This is a genomic window from Arthrobacter sp. NA-172, from assembly GCF_043952055.1.
GTDB lineage: Bacteria > Actinomycetota > Actinomycetes > Actinomycetales > Micrococcaceae > Arthrobacter.
In genome coordinates, this window is record NZ_JBINOT010000003.1 from 666,036 (window position 1) to 688,217 (window position 22,182).

Here is a 22,182-nt window from a genome sequence, read left to right on the forward strand (position 1 = left end):
GCTACTTGGTAACGTCTGTGCCGAAGTACTTCTCGGAGATCTTAGCCAGGGTGCCGTCGGTTCGAAGGTCCGTGAGCGCTTTGTCGACCGCGGCCTTGAGTTCGGTGGATCCCTTGCGGAAGACCATGGCGCTTTGGGTCTTGTCAGTGGTTTCTGCTGCGATCTTCAAGCCCGAGTCCGGGGTGGTCTTGGCGTAGTCGAGGTAGGTCAGTTTGTCGTTCACCGTTGCGTCCACGCGGCCTTGGCGGACGAGGGTAGCGGCCTGCGCCCAGCCCTCGACCGACTGGACGTTGGCGCCTGCGTCGACTGCCATCTTGTAGAAGTTGCTGGTCAGGGACTGGGCGGTTGTCTTGCCCTTGAGATCGGCGAAGCTCTTGATGGACGAGTTGTCCGATTTGGTCACCACAACGCCGGTGGAGACAGTGTAAGGCTCGGAGAAGTCGTATTTTGCGGTGCGCGTGGAATTGATGGAGATCTGGTTGGCGATGGTGTCGAAGCGCTTGGATTCGAGGCCGGCGAAGATGCCGTCGAACTGGGTCTCCTGGAAGGTTGCCTTCACGCCGAGCTTGCTGGCCACGGCCTGGGCGATCTCGACGTCGAATCCCGTGAGGGGACCGGCCCCGTTCTCGTGGAAGCTGAACGGCCGGTAGGTGCCTTCGGTGGCGATGACGATCTCGCCCTTGGACTTGACGGCAGACAGCGAGGTGTCTCCACCCGACGTCGACGACGGCGAGGAACCCCCGCCGCACGCGGTAAGGGCCAGCGCGACGGCGGCAAGGGTTATGGACAGTGCTGTGCGGCGGGTAGGCAAGCTCTTCATGAATGCCATCTTAGTCACGGGTCCGCTGCGGCTGCCGGGCGGCCGTCGCAGAAGGACGCTTAAAAAGGCTGAGTGGGGGCGGTCCCCAACAGCCCGCCACCACTCATCCCCCCAATTGTGATCTTGCACGCGCCACAGACCCTGGAAACCCGTTCATTGATTCAAAGGTCAGGCTGCATCGCCTTCACACATTCATGATTATGCCACGACATAATGGTTTTGTGAAAGAGGATGTCCGGTTTGTTTCTACCGTTTCGATGACGTTACCGCTCGGGTACTGCGGCGTGCAACGGCCTTGGACAGCCAGATGCCCCCCAAACCAAGGGCACTCGCCAAAGCAGCCGAATAGTTGATGAGCGGCCGGAGCCAGGTGTTCGATTCCGGGATGAGCGGAAAAAGCTGCGAAACAATCAGCAATCCAAGGCCCAGGAGCAGCATCGCGGAAGAGAGCCGCAGCAGGACCGGACCGGAGCTTCGCACCGATCGCCATATTCCCGGGACCAGGCGATGCGGCAACGAAGCCAGGGTAGAACCTTCCTAAAGCCGCGTAAATCTCAAGCGACGGCCCCCAGGTCAACCCCGTCAGGCCGACAGTAGAGCCTCTGGTGTCCGAGACGAAAAAGAAGCAAGCCGTCAGGACCGCAGTGATCGTCAAAACGGCCAAACCCAACGGCCCCCAGATAGCACGCTCTCCGCTAGGTGAATCGAACGCGCGGGCCACCTTGACGCCCATCAGCAGGAACGTTCCGCAGAGAAAGAACCGGAGCAAGAGGTTGCAGAGGTTGAAGCCGCCAAGCAGTCCGTCAATGAAAAGGTAAGGGCCCTCGATACTGAGCAGGATGTCAAGGGAAATCGACGCGAACAGGACAAACATCATCCGGTTCTCGCCTCGTACGGCGCTCGGAATGCGGATGGCTGTCAACGCGAGGCAGACGAACAGTGTGGCCCAAGGCAGAACGGCGGTCATCCCAGGTTCTCCCAGATTCTGTTGGAGCGGTCGAGTTCCTGTTCTTGGCGACGCAAGGTCTTGCCCAGGGCGTGCAGACGTTCTCCGGCCAGCAGCGCCAGTTCGCCTTCGGTCATCCGGTCAAGCGCCTCCCGCCTGGCCTCAGGGGACCAGCCGGCTTCAGCCTCCGTGACAAGGCCGCTGGCCACAAGGCCTCCGGCCGGTCCGACGCCGGCGGCCCGGGACGTTGCCAAGGCCAGTTCCGGCGGTAGCCGGTTGGCCGTGAGATGCGCGGAAAAATTTTGCGGTGCGATTCCGGTGGCGTCGCTGACCCGGTGGCGCAGCTCGCCGTCGTCGATCGCGTCCACCCAGTTCCTGACGGAAGTCGAGTGCGGCGTGACCGCGAGCACGAACCCCGGGACGCCGTCCAGGTGCTCGGAACGCTCCACGACGGTCCGCAGCAAATCCGGGGTGGAGATCTGGCTGACGAGCTCGGCGTCCGTGGGCGGAACCGGAGTCCCGCGAAGCGACGCGTAGGCCTCGAATTGGGCCAGGGCGTCGAAGGGATTCACATCGAAAGCCCGGCTGATGCTCACCAGGGAGCTCTCTGCCACCTTGCCCCGGACCAACTGTTGGGCCAGCGTTGTGCGCTTCACTCCCGAAAAGCGGCAGACATCGGCAGTGCTGGCGTCCGGGGCGATCCCGTGCAGCCAGCGTTGGAACGCCTTGGAAGGGAGGGACATGAGCCACTTTCTGTAGAGATGTGCCCCGCCTGTTTGGGTGAGCAAGGACGGAACCGCGGATGCAAGGGCTGCTGGGATCGATTTTACGATGCGGGCACATTGAATTATGCTTGATTCTCGAACCCGCTGGTCCGCACACCCCCCAAGTACGGACCGGCGGGTTCTTCCATGCCCCGGCATTATTGCATGGCCAGCCACTCCATAAAGCCGGCCTTTCCGCTCGCGAGCGGAGCAGTGAGAGGATAGACCAATGACTGCAACGCTTGTCGCCAAAGAGCTCTCCGGCGGCCACGGTCACCGCACCTTGTTCTCGAAGCTCTCCCTCACAGTTGCGCCTGGAGACGTCGTGGGTGTTGTCGGCGCCAACGGTGCCGGGAAGTCCACGCTCTTGCGCATTCTTGCCGGAGCTGACCGCCCCCAGGAGGGCACAGTCAGCCTTGCCCCCAGCGACGCCTTTGTGGGGTGGCTGCCCCAGGAACACGAACGCACCCCCGGCGAAACGGTGGCCGCCTACATTGCCCGGCGCACGGGTTGCGCCCAAGCCACGGCAGACATGGAAGCCGGGGCCGAGGGCCTCGCCGCCGGGACGACGGACGCCGATGACGCCTACGCTCTCGCTTTCGATCGCTGGATGGCATCGGGAGCGGCGGACCTTGAGGACAGGATCCCCGCTGTGCTGGCGGATCTCGGGCTCGAAGCCGGGCCCGATGCGCTCATGACGGGACTGTCCGGCGGGCAGGCCGCGCGCGTCGCATTGGCCGCGCTCCTGCTGAGCCGATTCGACGTCGTGCTCCTCGACGAACCCACCAATGACCTGGACCTTGACGGACTCGCCCGGCTTGAATCGTTCGTCCAGGGCCTGCGCGGCGGCGCGGTGCTGGTCTCGCATGACCGCGAGTTCCTGGCCCGTTGCGTCACCAGGGTGCTGGAACTGGACCTTGCCCAGAACAGCGTGGCGGTCTACGACGGCGGTTACGATTCCTTCCTCGAAGAACGGGCGGTAGCAAAACGCCACGCCCGCGAACGGTACGAAGAGTTCGCCAACACCAAAGCCGACCTGGTGTCCCGGGCCCGGACGCAGCGCGAATGGAGCTCGCAAGGTGTCCGCAACGCCATGAAGAAAAGCCCGGATAACGACAAGATCCGCAGGGCCGCGAGCGTTGAGTCTTCGGAAAAGCAGGCCCAGAAGGTCCGGCAGATGGAATCGCGGATCGCCCGGCTTGACGAGGTGGAAGAGCCCCGAAAGGAGTGGCAGTTGCAGTTCAGCATCGGCCAGGCTCCACGCTCCAGCTCCGTCGTCGCGACGTTGCGGGACGTCGTGGCCCATCAAGGCGATTTCACGCTGGGGCCCGTCAATCTCCAGCTCAACGCCGGCGAACGCATTGGCATCACAGGACCCAACGGCGCTGGTAAGTCCACTCTCCTGCGCCTCCTGCTGGGGCTTCAACGGCCCGACGCCGGCGACGCCTCCATGGGTGTCTCCGTGGCGATCGGCGAGATCGACCAAGCCAGGGGTTTGCTGGCCGGACACCTCACGCTGGCCGACGCGGTCGAAGCTGTCCTTGCTGACTGGAACTCCGCCGAGGTCCGGACACTCCTGGCCAAGTTCGGCCTCAAAGCGGACCACACCGCCCGGACCGTGGATTCCCTGTCTCCGGGCGAACGCACCCGTGCGGCGCTCGCGCTGCTCCAGGCCCGCGGCGTCAACCTGTTGGTCCTGGACGAACCCACCAACCACCTCGACTTGCCTGCCATCGAGCAGCTTGAGGATGCACTGGATAGCTACGATGGCGCACTCCTCCTCGTCACGCACGATCGCCGCCTGCTCGAAAACGTCAGGCTCGATTCCCGCTGGCACCTTGACAACGGCACTGTGACCGAACTGCAACGCACTTCCGGAATGGGGCATCACAAGCCATGAGCATGGATGGCGTCGCCTGGCGCTCGCTCTACAACATCACCAGCGCCAAGAGCGGTTCCCAGCCGTTCTCCAAGGAGACCCTCAAGCGGGTCATGGGGTTCGCGAAACCGCACCGCAAGCGGTTGATCGCCTTCGTGGCGACCTCCATCGTGGGTGCCTTTCCTGGCTGTGGCCACACCGGTGCTGGCAGGCCAAGTGGTGGACGCGATCATTGCCCGCTCCGGGGTGGATGTGGTGATAGGACTCGCCGCGCTCATCGCCGCAGTGGCGGTGGCTGACGCGGGGCTGGGCCTCGTGACCCGCTGGTTGTCCTCGGTGATCGGCGAAGGCGTGATCGTTGATTTGCGGACACGGGTGTTCGACCATGTGCAGCGCATGCCCATCGCGTTCTTCACCCGTACCCGCACCGGAGCCCTCGTCAGCCGCCTCAACAACGACGTCATCGGCGCTCAATCGGCGTTCGCGGGAACCCTGTCCGGGCTGGTCAGCAACGTCGTCTCCCTGGCCTTGACTCTCGTGGTCATGCTCAACCGCTCGTGGCTGGTCACCGTCCTGGCTATGGTGCTGCTGCCGATCTTCCTCATTCCCGCCCGGCGCATGGGTTCCAAGCTGGCCGACCTGCGCCGAGAAGCCGCGTCCCACAACGCGGCTATGGGAACCCAGATGACCGAGCGCTTTTCCGCGCCCGGCGCCACGCTGGTCAAACTGTTCGGCCGCCCGGACGAGGAATCCGCCGAGTTCGCAGCCCGTGCCGGCCGGGTGCGGGACATCGGCGTCCGCACAGCCATGCTGCAGTTCACCTTCATCACCGCGCTCACCCTCGTTTCGGCCTTGGCCCTCGCGCTCGTCTACGGCCTGGGTGGCTGGCTCGCGCTCAGCGGGCAGCTAGCAGCCGGCGACGTCGTCGTCCTGGCACTGTTGCTCACCCGCCTCTACGCGCCGCTTACGGGGTTATCCAACGCCCGCGTGGAGATCATGAGCGCTTTGGTCAGCTTCGAGCGAGTCTTCGAGATCCTGGATCTTGATCCCCTCATCAAGGAAAAGCCCGACGCCGTAGCAGTGCCGCCGGGGCCGGTTGCGGTGGAATTCGACAACGTCCGCTTCGCCTACCCTTCCGCGGACAAGGTGTCCCTCGCGTCGCTGGAGGACGTGGCCACCCTGGACACCCGCGGCGGCGAGGAAGTCCTGCATGGAATCAGTTTCCGGGTAGAGCCTGGGCAGACCGTGGCGTTGGTTGGTTCATCAGGTGCCGGCAAGTCCACTGTGGCGCAACTGTTGTCGCGCTTGTACGACGTCGATTCCGGCGCCGTCCGCTTGGGCGGCTTTGGGCCGGGGACCGGGCTGGACGTTCGCGACGCCACGTTCGATTCCCTCCGGGACACTTTGGGAATGGTCACGCAGGACGGCCACCTGTTCCACGAAAGCATTGCCTCCAATCTGCGCCTGGCCCGGCCGGGCGCGAGCGACGAGGAAATGTGGGATGTACTGCGGCGGGCCAGGCTCGAAGACATGGTGCGGTCCCTGCCCGATGGCCTTGAGACCGTGGTGGGGGAGCGTGGCTACCGGCTTTCGGGAGGTGAGCGTCAACGGCTCACCATTGCCCGGCTCCTCATCAAGCAGCCGAAAGTTGTCATCCTCGACGAAGCCACCGCCGCACTGGACTCCACGAACGAAGCTGCCGTGCAGGCAGCCTTGGGCGAAGCGCTCGAGGGGCGCACCGCCGTCGTGATTGCCCACCGGTTGTCCACTATCCGCGCCGCAGACGCGATCCTGGTGGTCGAGGACGGTTACATCGTGGAGCGCGGAACCCATGCCGAGCTCCTCGCCGCGGACGGCCGCTACGCGGAGCTGTACAACACGCAGTTTGCCGAGGCCACGGCTGTGGCCCAGGAGGCTGTTCCGGAGCTGTAAAGCGTGCTGTGAGGTTCAGCTCCGGACGATGTGGCGAACTTCCGGAGCAACTTCCAAGCGGTTCCGCCCTGCGGCTTTGGCCGAATACAAAGCCATGTCGGCCTCTTTGAGGAGCCGTTCACTGCTGACCCGGTGGCCCGGCAGATAGGCCGAAAGCCCCGCGCTGAGAGTCAGCGTGCCCGAGGGGTTCCCGGAATGCGCAATGCCTAGGTTCCGTACCGCCTCCAGCGCACGGACCAGCCTTGTTTCCGCCCCGGATGGCGTCTGGCCCGGCAGGAGGAAGATGAATTCTTCACCGCCGAAGCGGTAGATTCCGTCGCTTTCCCGCCCATGGCTGGCCAACGAGTCCGCAACTGCCTGCAGCGCGGAATCGCCCGCCGGGTGGCCATAAATGTCGTTGTACTTCTTGAAATTGTCCACGTCGCAGATGGCCAGGCTGTAGTCGGTTCCGTAGCGCTCACTCTGATGGTGCAGCTGATCCAGGTCCTTCCGAGAGCCTCAGGCGGTTATGGAGCTTCGTCAGGGGATCGGTCCGGGCTTGTTCCGCGAGGGCGGCGCGGTAGCGGGCAAGGTCCGTGTGCAGCGACGTCACCCTTTGCGCCACCAGAAGCCGGGTATGCAGCGCGAAAGGGTCAAGTGGCTTCGCAACGTAGTCGTCGGCACCCGCATGCATGCCTGCGACGACGTCGTCCCGTGAATCCTTCGAAGTGACAAGGACGAGATACGTGTAGGAATCCTCTTCCACGGAGCGGATGGCCCGGCAGAGCTCGAGTCCATCGAGTCCGGGCATCATCAGGTCCGTCACGACAACCTGCGGCCGGTGTTGCTTGTACAGCTCCCAGGCGGAATTTCCGTCCGCGGCCACGATGCACTCATGTCCTGACCGCTCCACGGCGGCCTTCGCGACCAAACGCGAACCGAAGTCGTCGTCTGCCACCAGCACTTTCATGGGGACACCGAGAGGGCACGGTCCAATGCCTGCGTCAACCAGGGTCAGCTCGGCTTCAAGTTCGGCGAGAAGTGCGGGATCAACGCTCTCCGCCTTGAGTGATCTGCGTTCCATTTCCTCGCACATTCTCGCTGCGCGGGTGGCTCCAATGTTGGCTGCTGCGCCCTTCAGCTTATGGACTATCTGCCTGAAGGCCTCGCCGCCTCCGTTGTCCAAGGCTTGGCGGAGGGCTTCCAGGCTGGGCTGGATGTCCTCCCGGAAAGCGTGGGCCGCGGCAGGCAGCAGCCCCAGCCCATCCGCCGGTCCGAGGTCACGCAATGTTTCCAGCCGCGCGGGATCGAGGGCGGGCTCGGTGTTTGCCTTTATCGAGGGTGCAGGTATCCACCTGGCGAGGACCTGTTCGAGCTTGTCCACGTCCACGGGTTTGGTGAGATAGTCGTTCATGCCAGCGGCGAGGCAACGCTCGCGGTCCTCATCCAGGGCGCCGGCTGTCATGGCGATGACCGGGAGCTTCCTGCGGCCATTTTGCCGCGCGCGGATGGCCTTGGTGGCCTCGAAACCGTCCATGACGGGCATGTGGCAGTCCATGAGGACGGCTGCGTACTCGGTGGCTGCAGTGGCGGCAACTGCTTCGCTTCCGTCAGCTACAACGTCGGCTTCGTACCCAAGCTTCGCGACCATGCTCCGGGCCACGAGCTGATTGACCTCATTGTCCTCAACAACCAGGATCAGCCCGCGCGAAGGCTGGCTAATACTTACCGGCACCACCGTCGCCACCGGGGAATTAACCGGAGCAGCAACCGGACGGGTCGCCACAAGACGCATCAGCCGATCGTAGAATTCGGAACTGCGCACGGGCTTCGTCAGCCACTGCTGGACCCCGGCGGCCGCGAGTTCGGACTTGTCCACATTCATGGTGGAGGTCAGCATGATGATCCGGGTCGATTCCAGCGCGACGTCGGCGCTGAGTATGTGGGCGAGTTCGAGCCCGTTCATGTGGGGCATCATCATGTCGAGCACGGCAATGTCGAACGGCCGTCCGGCCGCAGCCTCCTCGCGGCAGCGTTCCAACCCCTGTTGGGCGTCGCCCACCGCCTCCGGATTCATCCGCCAGGCGGCTAATTGCGTCTCGAGTACCAGCCGGTTGGTCGCGTTGTCATCCACCACCAGGACCCGGAGGCCCGTCAGCTGATCCGGAGAGACCGACGGCGGAACCGTGGCAGGACTCGACACTTCCAAAGGAAGGGTGGCCCAGAAAGTGCTGCCGTTTCCCAAGGTGCTGTCCACCCCGATCTCGCCGCCCATTACCTCGGTCAGCCTCCGTGAGATCGCCAGTCCCAGGCCTGTTCCGCCGTATCGCCGGGTGGTCGAGGCGTCTGCCTGTGAGAACGATTCGAAGAGCCTGAGATGATCACCGGGATCGATTCCGATCCCGGTGTCCCGGACTTCGAAGCGCACCCGAACATTCCTGGCACCGTTTTCCACCACCCGCACGCTGATGACGACTTCCCCCGCGGGTGTGAACTTCACTGCGTTTGACGCGAGGTTGAGCAAAATCTGCCTGATGCGCCCGGCGTCGCCCACCAGCATCGCCGGAACTTCCGGCCGGCAGTACGCGATCAGTTCCAGGCCTCTGGCCTGTGCGGACTCAGCCAGGAGGGCTGCGAGCTCCTCCACGAGGGTGCGTGGATTGAACGGAGCGGGGTCCAGGTCGACCTTGCCCGCTTCGAGTTTCGAGAAGTCCAGAATGTCGTTGATCAGGGTCAGGAGGGCTTCGCCCGCACCCTTGACTCCCTCGGCATATTGGCGCTGGCTATCTTCCAAAGGAGTGTCCAGCAGCAATCCGGTCAGTCCAATCACGCCGTTCATCGGGGTGCGGATTTCATGGCTCATGGTCGCCAGGAACTCCGATTTCAAGCGGCTGGATTCTTCGGCGGCTTCACGGGCAGTCACCAGTTCTGCCTGTGCGATCCGGCGCTCTGTGATGTCCTGGGCTATCGCTGCGACTCCATGGACGCCGCTAGTGCCGCGGATCGGAGACAACGTCAGGGAGACGGGCACGATGGAGCCGTCGCTCCGGACCCGTTCTGTTTCGAAGCTGTGGGTTTCCTTCCCGGCTCCGATCGCTGCCAAGAGCTCTTCTTCCTCCGCGCGGAGGTGCTCCGGAATGATGATTGAAACATGCCGTCCAATGGCCTCGGCGGCGCTGTACCCGTAGATTCGTTCGGCCCCGGGGTTCCAACTGGTGATGACGCCGTCCACGGTCTTGCCGACGATTGCATCTGCTGAGGAGTTGACGATCGCGCCCAGGCCTTCAAGTTCCGCCGTGCGCTGAGCAACCTTGGATTCGAGATCCCGAGTGAGGCTGATGTTTTCCAGGATCATGAGTACCTGGCGGGTAACGGCCAGGGCAAGGACGGTAAGTCCGACGGCCTGAAGGAAGGGATCGCTGGGACGCCCGACGCGTATGGGAGCCACCATGACTGCGCCGAAGACGGGGACATAGGGGAGGAGTTCCAAGGCAAGCGTGTAGATGCGTCGGTCCTGCCGCGGACGTCGGCCATAGGGGACAAGCGGAGCGACGGCGATCAGCAGGAAGGCTGCGATCCAGCCCAAGGCCAGCGGTGTCCCGGTCACCCCGGTGACGCCGTCGGAAGTCAGGTCCACGTAGGTGCTGTCAGTGATCGCCAAGATGAGGAGCCCGCCACCCAGGCAGACCCACCTGAGACGTTCGCCCGGGGCCCTCCGCATGGTGAGCACCAGGACGATGGAGACCATGATGATATCCGCAACCGGATAGGCAAGGCCTGTGATGCGGACTAGGGGCTCCTGCCCTTCAGCCTTGACCATTGATCCGAGCACAGTGGCCCAGCTCATGAAAAGCACCGCCGAGGCGATCACAGCAGCGTCCAGGAGTGTCCGCAAGAAAGCAACCTTGGAAACCCGGGGACGCGGGAACAGATAGACGGCGATCGCGGCGGGGACCGCGTATCCGACGAAGCCCGCGTCGGCCAGCGAGGGATAGGGGTAGTTGTGATCCCTCGTGAGCCCGAAGAAGGTCCAGATCGATTGAGCTATGGCCCAGACAAGGGTGGCGAGTGCCATGACCCACCACGCGCGGGAGCTTTCGTCTTTGCGCCGTGCTGCCCGGGCGCAACTGACAGTGGCGAGCAGCACGGCCGCCAGGATGGCGAGATCCCCGGTTGACTGCGCTGCCGAGGTGCCTTGGTTCGCCCCGAGGACAAGGGCCAGGACAATCAATGCCGCCCCTGCGGCAACAGCCGTCCACACGAGAGCGGGCCTTGACCTGCGTTGCCCGCTCATGGAGAAAGACAAAGCGTCGCGGCGCTCGTCAAGAGATTGCATGCGATCCCCCAGCTGGACCTGACAATGCAGACCTGAATTAAGTGCAGACCTGGATTAAGTTAAGACAAACCTTGCCACCACCAGCTTAAAAGCTCCACTGGTTATGGGAGGCAATACGGGGAATATTAAGTATTCTCGCCACGCAAATTATCCGGCGCCCTGTCCGGCGCCCTGTCCGGCCCCGAATTGCCGCGGCCGGAGGCTCCTACTTTTGCGCAAGCAGGGGCAGGACGTGGTCCGTCAGGAGCGGGGCCAGATCGTCCGGAAGTTCAGCGCTGAGGTCCAGCCAGCGGATCTCTGCGATCTCGGCCGAGGGATGGGCGTCCCACGTGCCCGGGGCGGTGAACACGGTGGCCTCGATATCCGTAGCTGCCTCGTTGGCGGCGACGGCGAGCCAGACACCCAAGGGCTCCAGGTCCGCGGGACCGACGTCGATTCCGACTTCCTCGGCCAGCTCGCGGGATGCTGCTTCCGCCGCGGTTTCACCAGGTTCGGGCTTGCCTCCCGGGTGCATGAACTTGTTAGTCCCGCGTTTGCGCACCGTGAGCAGACGCCCGGCGTCGTCGTATACGCAGACCGCGCTGACGACGATCAGGTCCTTGGCCGGGCTGTCCTGGGTCATTGCTCTCTCCTGAGCCGGGATTCCAGCAGCAGGTCCTTGGCCGGCCCGTGGACGTCCCAGGCGTAGCTGAAAGCATCCGGCCCATCCCAGCGGTAGTTTACCCGGTAGTCATCGGGATCGCACCAGTGCCGGTCCTCATTCGCGCTGCCAGTAAAGCTCATGCGGTGGAAGGGTTTGCCATCCGGGAAGTAGACGTCCAGGGCCGCAGGCGATTCCGCGGGCCGCAGGAGATATTCGCGGAAGGCCGGCCCGGTGTGCGTAGGCCAGGACATGGTGCCGTCCTCACGAAGGAGGAGGCCGCCGTCGGGCGTTTCGGAATAGCGCACGACGCCGGTAAAGGTGCCGCGGGTGCCGCTCGCCCGGTCCCAGAGGGACCGATCCACGGTCCAGGAGCCTTGCAGGTATGCCCGCAGGTCTTGCGTCGGTGACGATTCGCGCAGTTGGTCTTTCAAGTGCCCTCGATTGGAATCGAACCAACGACACCGGCTTTAGGAGAGCCGTGCTCTATCCACTGAGCTACGAGGGCTTGTGCGCCTGCTAGGAAGCCCCTGGGGGCCGCTGGCCGGGCACGCATACAAGCATACAAGCTGCCGGGCGGGCCCCGGAACATTGGCATCAGGCACCACTGCGGCATCCGGCGCTAGGCTGGCCGGATGAGAGAGCAGATGACCGTGCCCGAAGCGCCCGGCGGCTACCTCCCGGACCTCGCCACCGTCCGCTCGAACATCGGCGGCTGGGCACAGTTGAGCGTGGTGCAGTATTTCGTGGCTGAATCGGCGGTGATCGAGGCCTGGCGTGGACCCGAGGCGTACCACCGCCGGACCGGCTTCATCAGCGATCTTGGCGCGATCAACTGCGGCGTTTACGAACAGCGCAACGTATGTTCTCCACTGCATGTGCTGATGAATACGTCCTTCGTGGTGCAGGGCCTTGGAATGCTGTTCGGGGCACTCCTGCTCAGTTCCGCGCTCCTGTGCATAGCTGCCCGTCCCGGTCTCCGCATCCAGCAAGGTGCCGCGTACCGCAAGGCGTGGGCCACCGCCGTCGCGATCCGCGCCCTGACAGGTGTCTCCGGGCTGGGGACTGTCATTGTGGGTTTTGTGCCGGAGGACCTCAGGTCCCCCTGGCATCTCACCGGCGCGCTCATGTTCTTCGGGGGCGGGGCACTGGCGTTGGTGGGGCTCGGACTGCTGTGGCTGCCGCACACGCGGATGAGTTGGTTCATTCTGGTGTGCGGAACGGTGTCATTTGGCGCGCTCGTGGTGGGTGGCCTGACCCGGATGGATGTCCCGGAGCCTGGAACCTTGGAACGGCTGATGGGCTATCCGATCACCATCGGATTTTGCGCTGCCGGGCTAGTGGTAGCGCAAAGGGTCCGGGAAGTGCGGCGGACGGCGCGGTTCGCGAAACACTGATGTCTCCCGGGTAGCCTCATGTGAGTGAGTGTGTGCATTATCATGAGTGCACTCACCGGAATGGCGCCGGGCTGAGGGTTCCACGCAGTTTTGGCGCAGACTTGATTGATCGACACGGCAGAACATAGGACCCATGACCGCCCAGGCACTCCCCGTCCACGATTCACGGCTTCCCGACGACGCGTTGGATGCTCAGCCGGAAGAGGGCTTCGCTGATGCTGCTTCAATCAAAGTCAGCTTGGCGGAAGATGGCATCGTGGACGTCATCCTGCCGCCCAACGCGGTTGTCCGCTCACCGGAAGCCCGCGCGGCCGCGGCCGCCGTCCGCGCGATCGCGGACGGGCATAAGCTGCCCGTACTGATGACCGTGACCGGAGTGCTATCCGTCACGGACGACGCGCGCTTGGCCTACACGAACTCCGTGGTTGTATCGGCATGCGCCTTGCTGGGGGAGAGCCCGGTGGACAGGGTGATTGCGCACTTCCTCTTGCGTGCGAAGCCCGGTGCCGTACCAGGTCGGTTCTTCACTTCCGAGGCAGAAGCGCGTGACTGGTTGAGAGAGCACCACCGTGAATCCTGAGCCTCAGGACCCTCGGCTCCTTGCCCTCGTTGAAGGGGTAGTCCGGATCGCGGACGGCGACCTCAGCACGAGGATCCCGGTTTCCGGTCCGCGCGATGAAGTGGCTGCCGTCATCACCGGGATCAACCTCATGGCTGACGATCTTCAAGCTATTTACCAGGAGCTCGAGGAACGGGTCGAGAACCGCACCGCCATGTTGCGCGAGGCTCAGATCGAACTCGAACGCATGGCGCTCACTGATCCGCTGACCCAGCTGGCCAACCGCACGGCGCTCGACAGGGCATTGAGTTACGAGCTCCTCGAAGCGGAGCGCGGCGAACTGCCTCCCGCGTTGCTCGTTTTGGACTTGAACTCCTTCAAGGGGGTCAACGACACGTTGGGGCACAGCGCAGGGGACACCGTCTTGAAAGTCACTGCCCGGCGCCTGCTCGCCGCGGTCCGCGATACCGACATGGTGGCCAAGGCTCGGCGGTGATGAATTCGCCGTCATGCTGCCCAAATCCAATGCAGCACACGCTCGCGGGGTCGCTAAACGCATCCTCCGGGCCGTGGGCGAGGGCATCGACATTGGCGAAGTCCGGATCGTCTGTGGAACGAGTGTGGGGCTCCGGGTTGCCGAGGCGGGGCAGTCAGTGGACGATCTCGTCATGGAAGCCGATACGGCCATGTATGCCGCAAAAGCTGAGCAGCGGAGCAGCGTCAAGGTTTTCGAGCCGGCTCTTTTGTATGCGCGCCGGCTTCAAGGCCTCATGATCTCGGAGCTGCGTGAAGCCATCCGGACTGATCAGCTAGTTCTCCACTACCAGCCGGTGGTCGAGTTGGGCTCGGGCCGGATAGAGGGCGCCGAAGCCCTGGTGCGGTGGAACCACCCCGCCAGGGGGTTGCTGATGCCGGATGCGTTCATTCCCCTGGCCGAGGAAACAGGCATCATCATCGATCTCGGCTATTGGGTCCTCCGCCACGCCATGCGGCAACTGCGCGAGTGGCAGGATGGTCCAGGGGTCGACCATGACTTCAGCATGCGGGTCAATATTTCGACAACCGAACTGCAAAGCCTGGAATTGATCGAGCATGTGCGGGAAGTACTTGCCGAAACCGGGGTGGAGGCATCAAGGCTGGTCATCGAACTCACGGAGTCGATGGCAGTCAACGGAAGCGACATCGACAGATACTCGCTGACTGGCCTCCGGCGCTTGGGGATCCGCTTGGAGATCGACGACTTCGGCACCGGGTATTCGTCCATCAGCTATCTACGCAGCCTGCCCGTCAATGTGGTCAAGATCGACCGCTCCCTGATCCAAGGCCTGGGGACGGATGACAAAGAGCGGGACTTTGTGGCGGCAGTTCTCCAACTCATCCACGCGTGTGGGATGCAGGCCGTCGCCGAAGGCATCGAAACGGCGGAGCAGGCGGCAGAGCTTGCCCGGCTTGGCTGCGCCAGTGGTCAGGGATATTACTTTGGCCGACCCATGGCGCCGGAAAAATTCGCGGAACTACTGCGGGGCACTTGAGCGAACCTGATCCTCAACGAATGTGCGAGCAGCAGAAAGGGCACCGGACCGAGGTCCGGTGCCCTTCTGTTGCCGCTACTTGTTGCCGCTACTAGTCAGTAGTTGCTACTAGTTGGCGGGGGTGGAGTTGGGCCACCAGCCAATTGCCTGCGGCGTGACCTGGGTGGTTGCGTTGGGCCACCAGCCAATTGCCTGCGGCGTGACCTGGGTGGTTGCGTTGGGCCACCAGCCAATTGCCTGCGGCGTGACCTGGGTGGTTGCGTTGGGCCACCAGCCAATTGCCTGCGGCGTGACCTGGGTGGTTGCGTTGGGCCACCAGCCAATTGCATGGGCTGAGTTCTTGGCGACGTTCGGCCACCAGCCAATGGCTACCGACGACGAGTCCTGCGAGGGGCTCTGGCTGCTGGCGGACAATGCTGCCGAGCCGGTGATTCCGGCGAACAGGATTGCTGTGGCAGCAACGAGAGCGGCGATGGTTCTTTTCATGCGGAAGCTCCTGATTTATGTGACTGCTGAGACTGAAGTGAACGAAGTGAAGCACGCTCATTATAAGAGTAACGACACGCCGTGTCACGAGTGCTAAGTCACCTCGCCCGGAAAGATGCTAAATACGTGCCCGCGCCATTGACCGGGCGCCTCGGGACATAATGGAACCATGCGAGAAAAGAAAGTCGCGCCCTCGTACGCCGAAGTGGAACTTGAGGCAAGGGGTCACCGGGCCAGCCATGACTTCACCAAGGCCGCCGATGGGGCGCGCTCAGCTGCCGGCATGGCGCGGGACGAAGGCGATTCCGCGGGGTGGTGGAACATGACTTTCCTTCAAGCAGAGAATCTTCTGGACGCCGGCGATTTCGCCGAGTGCACCACGTTGGCCCAGGCCCTCTCGGAGGCCTCACTGGCTATCGCTTCGCCCCAACATCGTGCCCGGGCGTTGACCTTGATGGCGAACTCCCTTCGGAGCGAAGGGCTCTTGGAGATGGCCACCCGGGCCGCGGCGTCGGCAGTTGGACTAGTCGACGACGACGAGGACATGGAAATCGACGTTCACGCACGGCAGGCGCTAATCGCTGCGTTTGGTGAGTCCGGCAAGCTTGAAGAGGCTTGGAAGGAATGCTTGTCTCTCTCGGCAAGAATCTCCGATGAGATGGATGACCAGTTGGCGGGCAAGGCGTACTGGGTGATCGGCAATGTTGCGTTCCTTTGCGACAAAGTCGAGGAAGGGCTCCAGTACCACGAGCTTGCTGCCGAAACTTTCTCGCCGTCCCGGAACCTCGATGTGTGGGCCAAGTTCAACAAAGCATCCGCCGCGATGAGGCTGGCTGCAGAAGTGGCGGATGCGGCGACCCTCCGGTGCATTGAACGGGCGGAACTTGCCACGGATGTCGTGGGAGGCAGCGAAGAGGAAATTCTCCTGCTTCGACTTAACCGCGCACATTGGAACTATTTGGCGGGAGATGCCGGAGCGGCGCTTGAGCTACTGGAGGAAATCAGTGGCTCCGCCGATCAGCTGCCATCGCAGATCGCAGGGGAAATATTCCTCCTGATGGCGCGCGCCCAAGCCGATACCGGGCGTGAGCAAGAGGCGAAGGAAAGCCTTATAGAAGCGGCTGATCGCTTCGACAAAGCCGGCGCCCATCAGCGTGCACTCCAGGCCCGGGAGATGCTCTCTCCGGAGCCTGCGTTCTCAACAGGAGTAGCGCGGCGCAGAGCGCCAGTCAGCCGCTTAGGCAGTTTTTGAACGCCGCCGCCCCAGTACCAAGGCCGCACCGCCGGCCAAAAGGCTCAGCAGGAACAGCACCCAGCCCACAACGGTGAGCGTTGACGCCAAAGCCACCTGGCCGGCGTCGGGCACTACGGATCCCAGCGCGGCGTCGACCGCTATGTTGCTCCACAAGCGGACTACGGCGAACAGCAAGGGAGCCGCCCACAGCGCCCAACGCAGAGCCTTGCCAGCCACATTGGTGCCGACCAGCAGAAGCCACGTGAAACCGAAGATCAGCGGAAACAGCGTTCCGGCGGTTTTGTGGATGTAGCTGAGTTGGCCGCGGGCGTCGTCGGTCATGGCGCCGTGCAATTGGTGGACGTAGTCCGTGGAGAATCCGCCAATGAGGGAATCGGGCATGGCCATGCCGCCGGACAATTGCGTCATCTGGTTCAGGGTCAGGAGATGCACGTACCAAAACAGGAAGAGGCTGGCCACCACTCCGGCAATCACCACGAGCCTCGCGTTGCTCTGTGCCTGCTGCGGTGATCGCTGCGTGGTGGGGTTGATCACCGACGGCAACTGGTGCTGCGGGACGGCGGCATTGGCGCCGTGCTTCTTGATGCGTTGGGCTGGGGTCTTGGCCATGTCATTCATTATCCCGGCACATAAGCTGGACTCATGACCACCGGCAGGCATTCCGCTACAGAACTTGACCCTTCGCTTGACGACTACGAACTGGCTGCGGCCCTGTCCGGGAAGCCGGGCAGCTTGCCCTGCTGATGCGGATGGGCGGTTTGCAGGGAGAACGCAAGACTTCGGTTTCGGACGTTGTGACGGCCGCGGACCACGCGGCCGAGGCGTATGTCCTCGAGCAATTGCGCCGCTGCCGCCCGGATGACGGCATCCTGGGCGAAGAAGGAAGCTCAGTGGCGGGAAGCAGCGGCCGCACTTGGGTGATCGACCCCGTGGATGGCACCTACAATTTCCTGCATGGCTCCACGTATTGGTGCTCGGCGATTGCCTTGAGGCGCGATTTGCCGGCATCACACGGTATCGCCTCTGATCCCGAGGTCATCCTCGGTGCGATCTACCAGCCGGAGCTGGACAAGCTGTGGACCGGCGGCGAAGGCCACCCCGCGACGCTCAACGAGGAACGAATCTCCGGCCCGTCAAGCAAGGCCATTAGCGAGCTTGGCGCCGCAACATACATCCACCCCACCTGGCTTGCCGATCCCCGGGCCGCGATGCCGTGGCACGCGGCGGCCGTGTCGGTCGCTTCGCTGCGCATGTTCGGATCCGGCTCCTGTGATCTCGGCCGGGTGGCCGACGGCGAGCTGGGTTGCTGGTTCCAGCACAGCTGCCCCGAGTGGGACTGGCTCCCTGGCAAGGCGATCGTCCGCGCGGCAGGTGGGGACACCGACGTCGTGCGTGTCAACGGCCTGGACTGGTTCATCGCGGGAGGTCCAACGGCGGTCCGCGAGCTCCGTGCTGCGCTCACCTCGGTCCCGCAATTTACCTGAGCATGCTCTCCTCTGGTTACTAGAGGTGGACATAGTGCGTTTATGTCCAGTGGTGCTGGCCAGGGCTGCGCATGTCCCTCGCGAGTGGGGGTGGGCGAAAAATGGGCATGTCCCCCTGTGGCGCTGGGCGGCCCTTTGTGTCAGGGCCACCGCCTAGACTGGTAAACACCATGGATATGTTGTTTGACCCATACGCAGATGGCCCTTTCAAAGCCGCCAGCCGAGCCACCACCAAGGACGCTCCCGCCATGCTCTCGCACGCCGGAAGCGGCCTGCCGGGCTGGGGAAGCGGCATGCCCGACGCCGGCCGCCGCCTTGCGCAGGAAGGCAGCTTCGGCGCTGGCGGAGATGTCGCGCCCGGCAGCGGGGCGGGCCGGGGCCACTCCGGGCTGCCGTCTGCGGAGGCACTGCTTGAGGGATTGAACCCGGAGCAAGAGGAAGCCGTCAAACATGCCGGCAGCCCATTGCTGATTGTGGCTGGCGCAGGTTCGGGCAAGACCCGCGTGCTCTCCAACCGCATCGCCTACCTGATCGCCACCGGTCGCGCCCACCACGGCGAGATCCTTGCCATCACGTTCACCAACAAAGCTGCTGCGGAAATGCGGGAACGCATCGAGGCCTTGGTGGGCAACCGTGCCAAGACCATGTGGATCTCCACCTTCCACTCCTCCTGCGTGCGTATCCTGCGCCGCGAGGCCGCCAATGTGGGGCTGAACTCGAACTTCTCGATCTACGACTCCGCGGACTCCCTGCGCCTCATCACTCTCGTGGCCAGAAGCCCGGCCCTGGACCCCAAGCGCTTCGCGCCCAAAGCCATCCAGCACAAGATTTCGGCCCTCAAGAACGAGCTCATTGACGACGACGCCTTCGCTTCCAGCGCCAACCACAACGAACCTTTCGAGCAAGCCGTCGCTGAGGTCTTCAAGGGCTACACCCAGCGGCTGCGCCAGGCCAACGCCATGGACTTCGACGATCTCATTGCGCAGACCGTCTACATGTTCCGGGCTTTCCCGGCGCTCGCAGAGTCTTATCGCCGTCGTTTCCGGCATGTGCTCGTGGATGAATACCAGGACACCAACCACGCCCAGTACGCCCTGGTCCGGGAAATCGTCGGCGAGGGCCAGCAAGCGAGCGAGCTGACCGTCGTCGGTGATTCCGACCAATCCATCTACGCCTTCCGCGGCGCGGACATCCGGAACATCGTCGAGTTCGAGAAGGACTATCCGGAAGCCCGCACCATCAAGTTGGAGCAGAACTACCGCTCCACGCAGAACATCCTCAGCGCTGCCAACTCAGTCATTTCCCGCAATCCGAACAGGCCGGACAAGAAACTCTGGACAGCCGAGGGCGACGGCGAAAAGATCATCGGCTACGTGGGTGAAAACGAGCACGACGAAGCGCAGTTCATCGCCAAGGAAATCGACCGACTCCAGGATGAGGACGGCCTGCGTCCCGGCGACGTAGCCATCTTTTACCGCACCAACGCCCAGTCCCGCTCCATCGAAGATGTCCTGGTCCGCGTGGGCCTGCCGTACAAGGTGGTTGGCGGTACCCGGTTCTACGAGCGCAAGGAAATCAAGGACGCCCTCGCGTACCTCCGGGTCCTGGTAAACCCGGACGACGACGTCAATTTGCGCCGCGTCCTCAACGAACCCAAGCGCGGAATCGGCGATCGTGCCGAAGGCGCGGTGGCAGCCTTGGCCGAGCGTGAACGCAGTTCCTTCATGGCAGCGGCACGCAAGGCGGACCAAGCTCCCGGTATGGCCACCCGTTCCGTGAATGCGGTCCTGGGTTTCGTGAAGCTCCTGGATGACCTGGCCGAGGTGGCTTCCGGCTCGGGCGCTGCGGCTGCCCTCGAAGCGGTCTTGGAACAGACCGGATACCTCGCCGGGCTTCGTGCCAGCACCGATCCCCAAGACGAATCCCGCGTCGAGAACCTCGCCGAATTGGTGGCTGTGGTCCGGGAATACGAGCGTGACAACCCTGAGGGCACGCTGGGCGAGTTCCTTGAGCAGGTCTCCCTCGTGGCCGATGCCGACCAGATCCCGGATGCGCCGGAGGGTTCCGAGGACGCCGCCGCCGCCGTCGAGGAGGCCAAACGCATGGGCGTGGTGACTCTCATGACCCTCCACACGGCCAAGGGGCTGGAATTCCCCGTGGTCTTCCTGACCGGCATGGAACACGGCCTTTTCCCTCATCAGCGCTCCGCGACCGATCCCAAGGAGCTGGCGGAAGAGCGTCGCCTGGCCTATGTGGGCCTCACACGGGCGCGAAAGCGCCTCTATGTGACCCGCTCGGAAGTCCGCAGCATGTGGGGACAGAGCCAGTACAACCCTGCCAGCCAATTCCTCGAGGAGATCCCCACCGATCTCGTGGAGTGGAAGCGCGAAGGCACCTCCCGGCAGTCGGGCTGGGGGAGCGCCCCCATCGGCTCCGGTCGTTACGGCGGATCCTTCTGGGGCGCGGGAACCTCCCGGGGTGCCGCTCCCAGCGCTACCGCAGGGTTCGACGCCGACGTGCCGGCCGCCGTCGTACGCAATCGTGTTCAGCCGCAAAAGGAAGTGGTCGCGGTTGTTGTAGGCGACAAGGTCAACCACACCAGCTTCGGCAACGGCACGGTGATCGGCGTTGAAGGCGCCGGTGACAAGACCGTGGCGAAGGTCAAGTTCGACGTCGGCGAAAAGCGATTGCTGTTGCGTTACGCACCGCTGACCAAACTGGATTCCTAAGCGTCTTGTGCTAGCACAACGGGGGCCGGACGCGCCGGAAAACCGCGTCATATAGCGGTTTTTCTACGCGTGATAGAAGTGTGTGGTTACTCACTTAACGGGTACTGTAGAACCGGCTGGCCTCCCCAGGGGGCTAAAGTTCGAGAGGAACTTGCGCAATGTGACCGGCTGCCTGGCGGCCGTTCGATGCGCACCTATCCGCAGCCGGTTTTCGCGGTCACCGTGGTTCCGGCTGTACAGAAACTACTTCGACGTAGAAGGACACTAAACCGTGGACCTGTTTGAATATCAGGCGCGCGATATGTTCGAGGCGCACGGTGTACCCGTGCTCGCTGGCATCGTGGCGCACACTCCTGAAGAAGCAAAGGCTGCAGCCGAGAACATCGGCGGCGTCACCGTCGTCAAGGCGCAGGTAAAGGTCGGTGGCCGTGGCAAGGCTGGCGGTGTCAAGGTCGCAAAGTCTGCTGACGAAGCGCTTGAGCACGCCACCAACATCCTTGGTATGGACATCAAGGGCCACACCGTCAACAAGGTCATGATCGCCCAGGGCGCCGACATTGCTGAGGAATACTACTTCTCCGTCCTGCTGGACCGGGCAAACCGCAACTACCTGGCCATGTGCTCGGTTGAAGGCGGCATGGAAATCGAGCAGCTTGCCGTAGAGCGCCCGGACGCACTCGCCAAGATCGCCATCGATCCCGCCGTCGGAATCGACCAGGCCAAGGCCGACGAAATCGTTGCCGCCGCTGGTTTCTCCGAGGAACTGCGCGGAAAGGTTGCCGGCGTCATCCTCAAGCTCTGGGATGTCTTCAAGAAGGAAGACGCAACCCTCGTTGAGGTTAACCCGCTGGTCAAGACCGGCGCTGGCGACATCGTTGCCCTCGACGGCAAGGTCTCCCTCGACGAGAACGCCAGTTTCCGCCACGTCCACCACTCGGAACTCGAGGACAAGGACGCCGCTGACCCGCTCGAGGCCAAGGCCAAGGCGCAGGACCTCAACTACGTGAAGCTCGACGGCGAAGTGGGCATCATCGGCAATGGCGCCGGTCTTGTCATGTCCACCCTCGACGTCGTTGCTTACGCCGGCGAAAACCACGGCAACGTCAAGCCGGCCAACTTCCTGGACATCGGTGGTGGAGCTTCCGCCGAGGTCATGGCCGCCGGCCTGGATGTCATCCTCGGTGACGAGCAGGTCAAGAGCGTTTTCGTGAACGTCTTCGGTGGCATCACCGCTTGTGACGCCGTGGCAAAGGGCATCGTCGGCGCACTGGCCGAGCTTGGCACCAACGCCAACAAGCCGCTGGTTGTCCGTCTAGATGGCAACAACGTCGAAGAGGGCCGCCGCATCCTGGCCGAGGCCAACCACCCGCTGGTTACCCTGGCAGCCACCATGGACGAGGGCGCCGAAAAGGCCGCCGAGCTCGCCAACGCAGCGAAGTAAGGG

The 22,182-nt window shown here is 63.5% G+C and carries 15 protein-coding genes, 1 tRNA gene and 3 pseudogenes; 9 read left to right on the forward strand and 10 right to left on the reverse strand.

Annotated elements, in window-relative coordinates; genetic code table 11:
• Position 1: 1 nt before the first annotated feature.
• The 3 genes from ACF0H6_RS17180 to ACF0H6_RS17190 all read right to left on the reverse strand — a co-directional run bounded on the left by ACF0H6_RS17180 (position 2) and on the right by ACF0H6_RS17190 (position 2,509).
• The gene (locus ACF0H6_RS17180) at positions 2–820 is read right to left on the reverse strand and encodes an amino acid ABC transporter substrate-binding protein (RefSeq protein ID WP_395250723.1); all 819 of its coding nucleotides are present in this window, start codon (positions 818–820) and stop codon (positions 2–4) included.
• Positions 821–1,004: 184 nt separating this feature from the next.
• The gene (locus ACF0H6_RS17185; protein WP_395250724.1) at positions 1,005–1,787 is read right to left on the reverse strand and encodes a hypothetical protein; all 783 of its coding nucleotides are present in this window, start codon (positions 1,785–1,787) and stop codon (positions 1,005–1,007) included.
• A complete protein-coding gene (locus ACF0H6_RS17190; protein ID WP_395250725.1) occupies positions 1,784–2,509 on the reverse strand; it encodes a hypothetical protein in 726 nt (241 codons plus the stop codon). The genes ACF0H6_RS17185 and ACF0H6_RS17190 overlap by 4 nt, the downstream gene beginning before the upstream one ends.
• A 250-nt stretch (positions 2,510–2,759) precedes the next feature.
• On the opposite strand from ACF0H6_RS17190, the gene ACF0H6_RS17195 reads away from it, so the two are divergent.
• Positions 2,760–4,430: an ABC-F family ATP-binding cassette domain-containing protein gene (locus tag ACF0H6_RS17195; protein WP_395250726.1), complete on the forward strand. Its 1,671-nt coding sequence runs from the start codon at positions 2,760–2,762 to the stop codon at positions 4,428–4,430.
• Positions 4,427–6,341: pseudogene (locus ACF0H6_RS17200) on the forward strand (ABC transporter ATP-binding protein). Before ACF0H6_RS17195 ends, ACF0H6_RS17200 begins: the two are co-directional and overlap by 4 nt.
• A 15-nt stretch (positions 6,342–6,356) precedes the next feature.
• Here ACF0H6_RS17200 and ACF0H6_RS17205 read toward each other — a convergent pair.
• The 5 genes from ACF0H6_RS17205 to ACF0H6_RS17225 all read right to left on the reverse strand — a co-directional run bounded on the left by ACF0H6_RS17205 (position 6,357) and on the right by ACF0H6_RS17225 (position 11,804).
• Positions 6,357–6,824, reverse strand: a complete 468-nt coding sequence (locus ACF0H6_RS17205; RefSeq protein ID WP_395251349.1) for a GGDEF domain-containing protein — start codon at positions 6,822–6,824, stop codon at positions 6,357–6,359.
• Positions 6,799–10,656, reverse strand: a complete 3,858-nt coding sequence (locus ACF0H6_RS17210) for a response regulator (protein ID WP_395250727.1) — start codon at positions 10,654–10,656, stop codon at positions 6,799–6,801. Before ACF0H6_RS17210 ends, ACF0H6_RS17205 begins: the two co-directional genes overlap by 26 nt.
• Before the next feature lie 205 nt (positions 10,657–10,861).
• Entirely contained in the window at positions 10,862–11,278 is a 417-nt protein-coding gene (locus ACF0H6_RS17215) for an NUDIX domain-containing protein (protein ID WP_395250728.1), read from the reverse strand.
• Positions 11,275–11,730: a DUF6314 family protein gene (locus tag ACF0H6_RS17220; protein ID WP_395250729.1), complete on the reverse strand. Its 456-nt coding sequence runs from the start codon at positions 11,728–11,730 to the stop codon at positions 11,275–11,277. The genes ACF0H6_RS17215 and ACF0H6_RS17220 overlap by 4 nt, the downstream gene beginning before the upstream one ends.
• A 1-nt stretch (position 11,731) precedes the next feature.
• Positions 11,732–11,804, reverse strand: a tRNA-Arg gene (locus ACF0H6_RS17225).
• A 127-nt stretch (positions 11,805–11,931) separates the two neighbouring features.
• Between ACF0H6_RS17225 and ACF0H6_RS17230 the strand changes: the two genes are divergently transcribed.
• From ACF0H6_RS17230 to ACF0H6_RS17240, 3 genes and pseudogenes are all read left to right on the forward strand, one after another.
• On the forward strand, positions 11,932–12,693 hold the full coding sequence (locus ACF0H6_RS17230; protein WP_395250730.1) for a hypothetical protein: 762 nt from the start codon (positions 11,932–11,934) through the stop codon (positions 12,691–12,693).
• A gap of 133 nt (positions 12,694–12,826) precedes the next feature.
• Positions 12,827–13,273, forward strand: a complete 447-nt coding sequence (locus ACF0H6_RS17235) for an STAS/SEC14 domain-containing protein (protein ID WP_395250731.1) — start codon at positions 12,827–12,829, stop codon at positions 13,271–13,273.
• Positions 13,263–14,784 (forward strand): annotated as a pseudogene (locus tag ACF0H6_RS17240) (putative bifunctional diguanylate cyclase/phosphodiesterase). The gene ACF0H6_RS17235 and the pseudogene ACF0H6_RS17240 overlap by 11 nt, the downstream one beginning before the upstream one ends.
• A 108-nt stretch (positions 14,785–14,892) precedes the next feature.
• Here the strand turns inward: ACF0H6_RS17240 and ACF0H6_RS17245 are convergent.
• Positions 14,893–15,270: a hypothetical protein gene (locus ACF0H6_RS17245; protein WP_395250732.1), complete on the reverse strand. Its 378-nt coding sequence runs from the start codon at positions 15,268–15,270 to the stop codon at positions 14,893–14,895.
• A 169-nt stretch (positions 15,271–15,439) separates the two neighbouring features.
• Between ACF0H6_RS17245 and ACF0H6_RS17250 the strand changes: the two genes are divergently transcribed.
• Positions 15,440–16,522, forward strand: a complete 1,083-nt coding sequence (locus ACF0H6_RS17250) for a hypothetical protein (RefSeq protein ID WP_395250733.1) — start codon at positions 15,440–15,442, stop codon at positions 16,520–16,522.
• On the opposite strand, the gene ACF0H6_RS17255 is transcribed toward ACF0H6_RS17250, so the two are convergent.
• Positions 16,508–17,134 (reverse strand): hypothetical protein, encoded by a 627-nt coding sequence (locus ACF0H6_RS17255; RefSeq protein WP_395250734.1) that lies wholly within the window; start codon positions 17,132–17,134, stop codon positions 16,508–16,510. The two genes, ACF0H6_RS17250 and ACF0H6_RS17255, sit on opposite strands and share 15 nt — an antisense overlap.
• A gap of 33 nt (positions 17,135–17,167) precedes the next feature.
• Between ACF0H6_RS17255 and ACF0H6_RS17260 the strand changes: the two are divergent.
• From ACF0H6_RS17260 to sucC, 3 genes and pseudogenes are all read left to right on the forward strand, one after another.
• Positions 17,168–18,009, forward strand: a pseudogene (locus ACF0H6_RS17260) (inositol monophosphatase family protein).
• 170 nt (positions 18,010–18,179) lie between these two features.
• Positions 18,180–20,738, forward strand: a complete 2,559-nt coding sequence (gene pcrA / locus ACF0H6_RS17265; RefSeq protein ID WP_395250735.1) for a DNA helicase PcrA — start codon at positions 18,180–18,182, stop codon at positions 20,736–20,738.
• Positions 20,739–21,009: 271 nt separating this feature from the next.
• Entirely contained in the window at positions 21,010–22,179 is a 1,170-nt protein-coding gene (gene sucC / locus ACF0H6_RS17270; RefSeq protein WP_395250736.1) for an ADP-forming succinate--CoA ligase subunit beta, read from the forward strand.
• Positions 22,180–22,182: the final 3 nt, after the last annotated feature.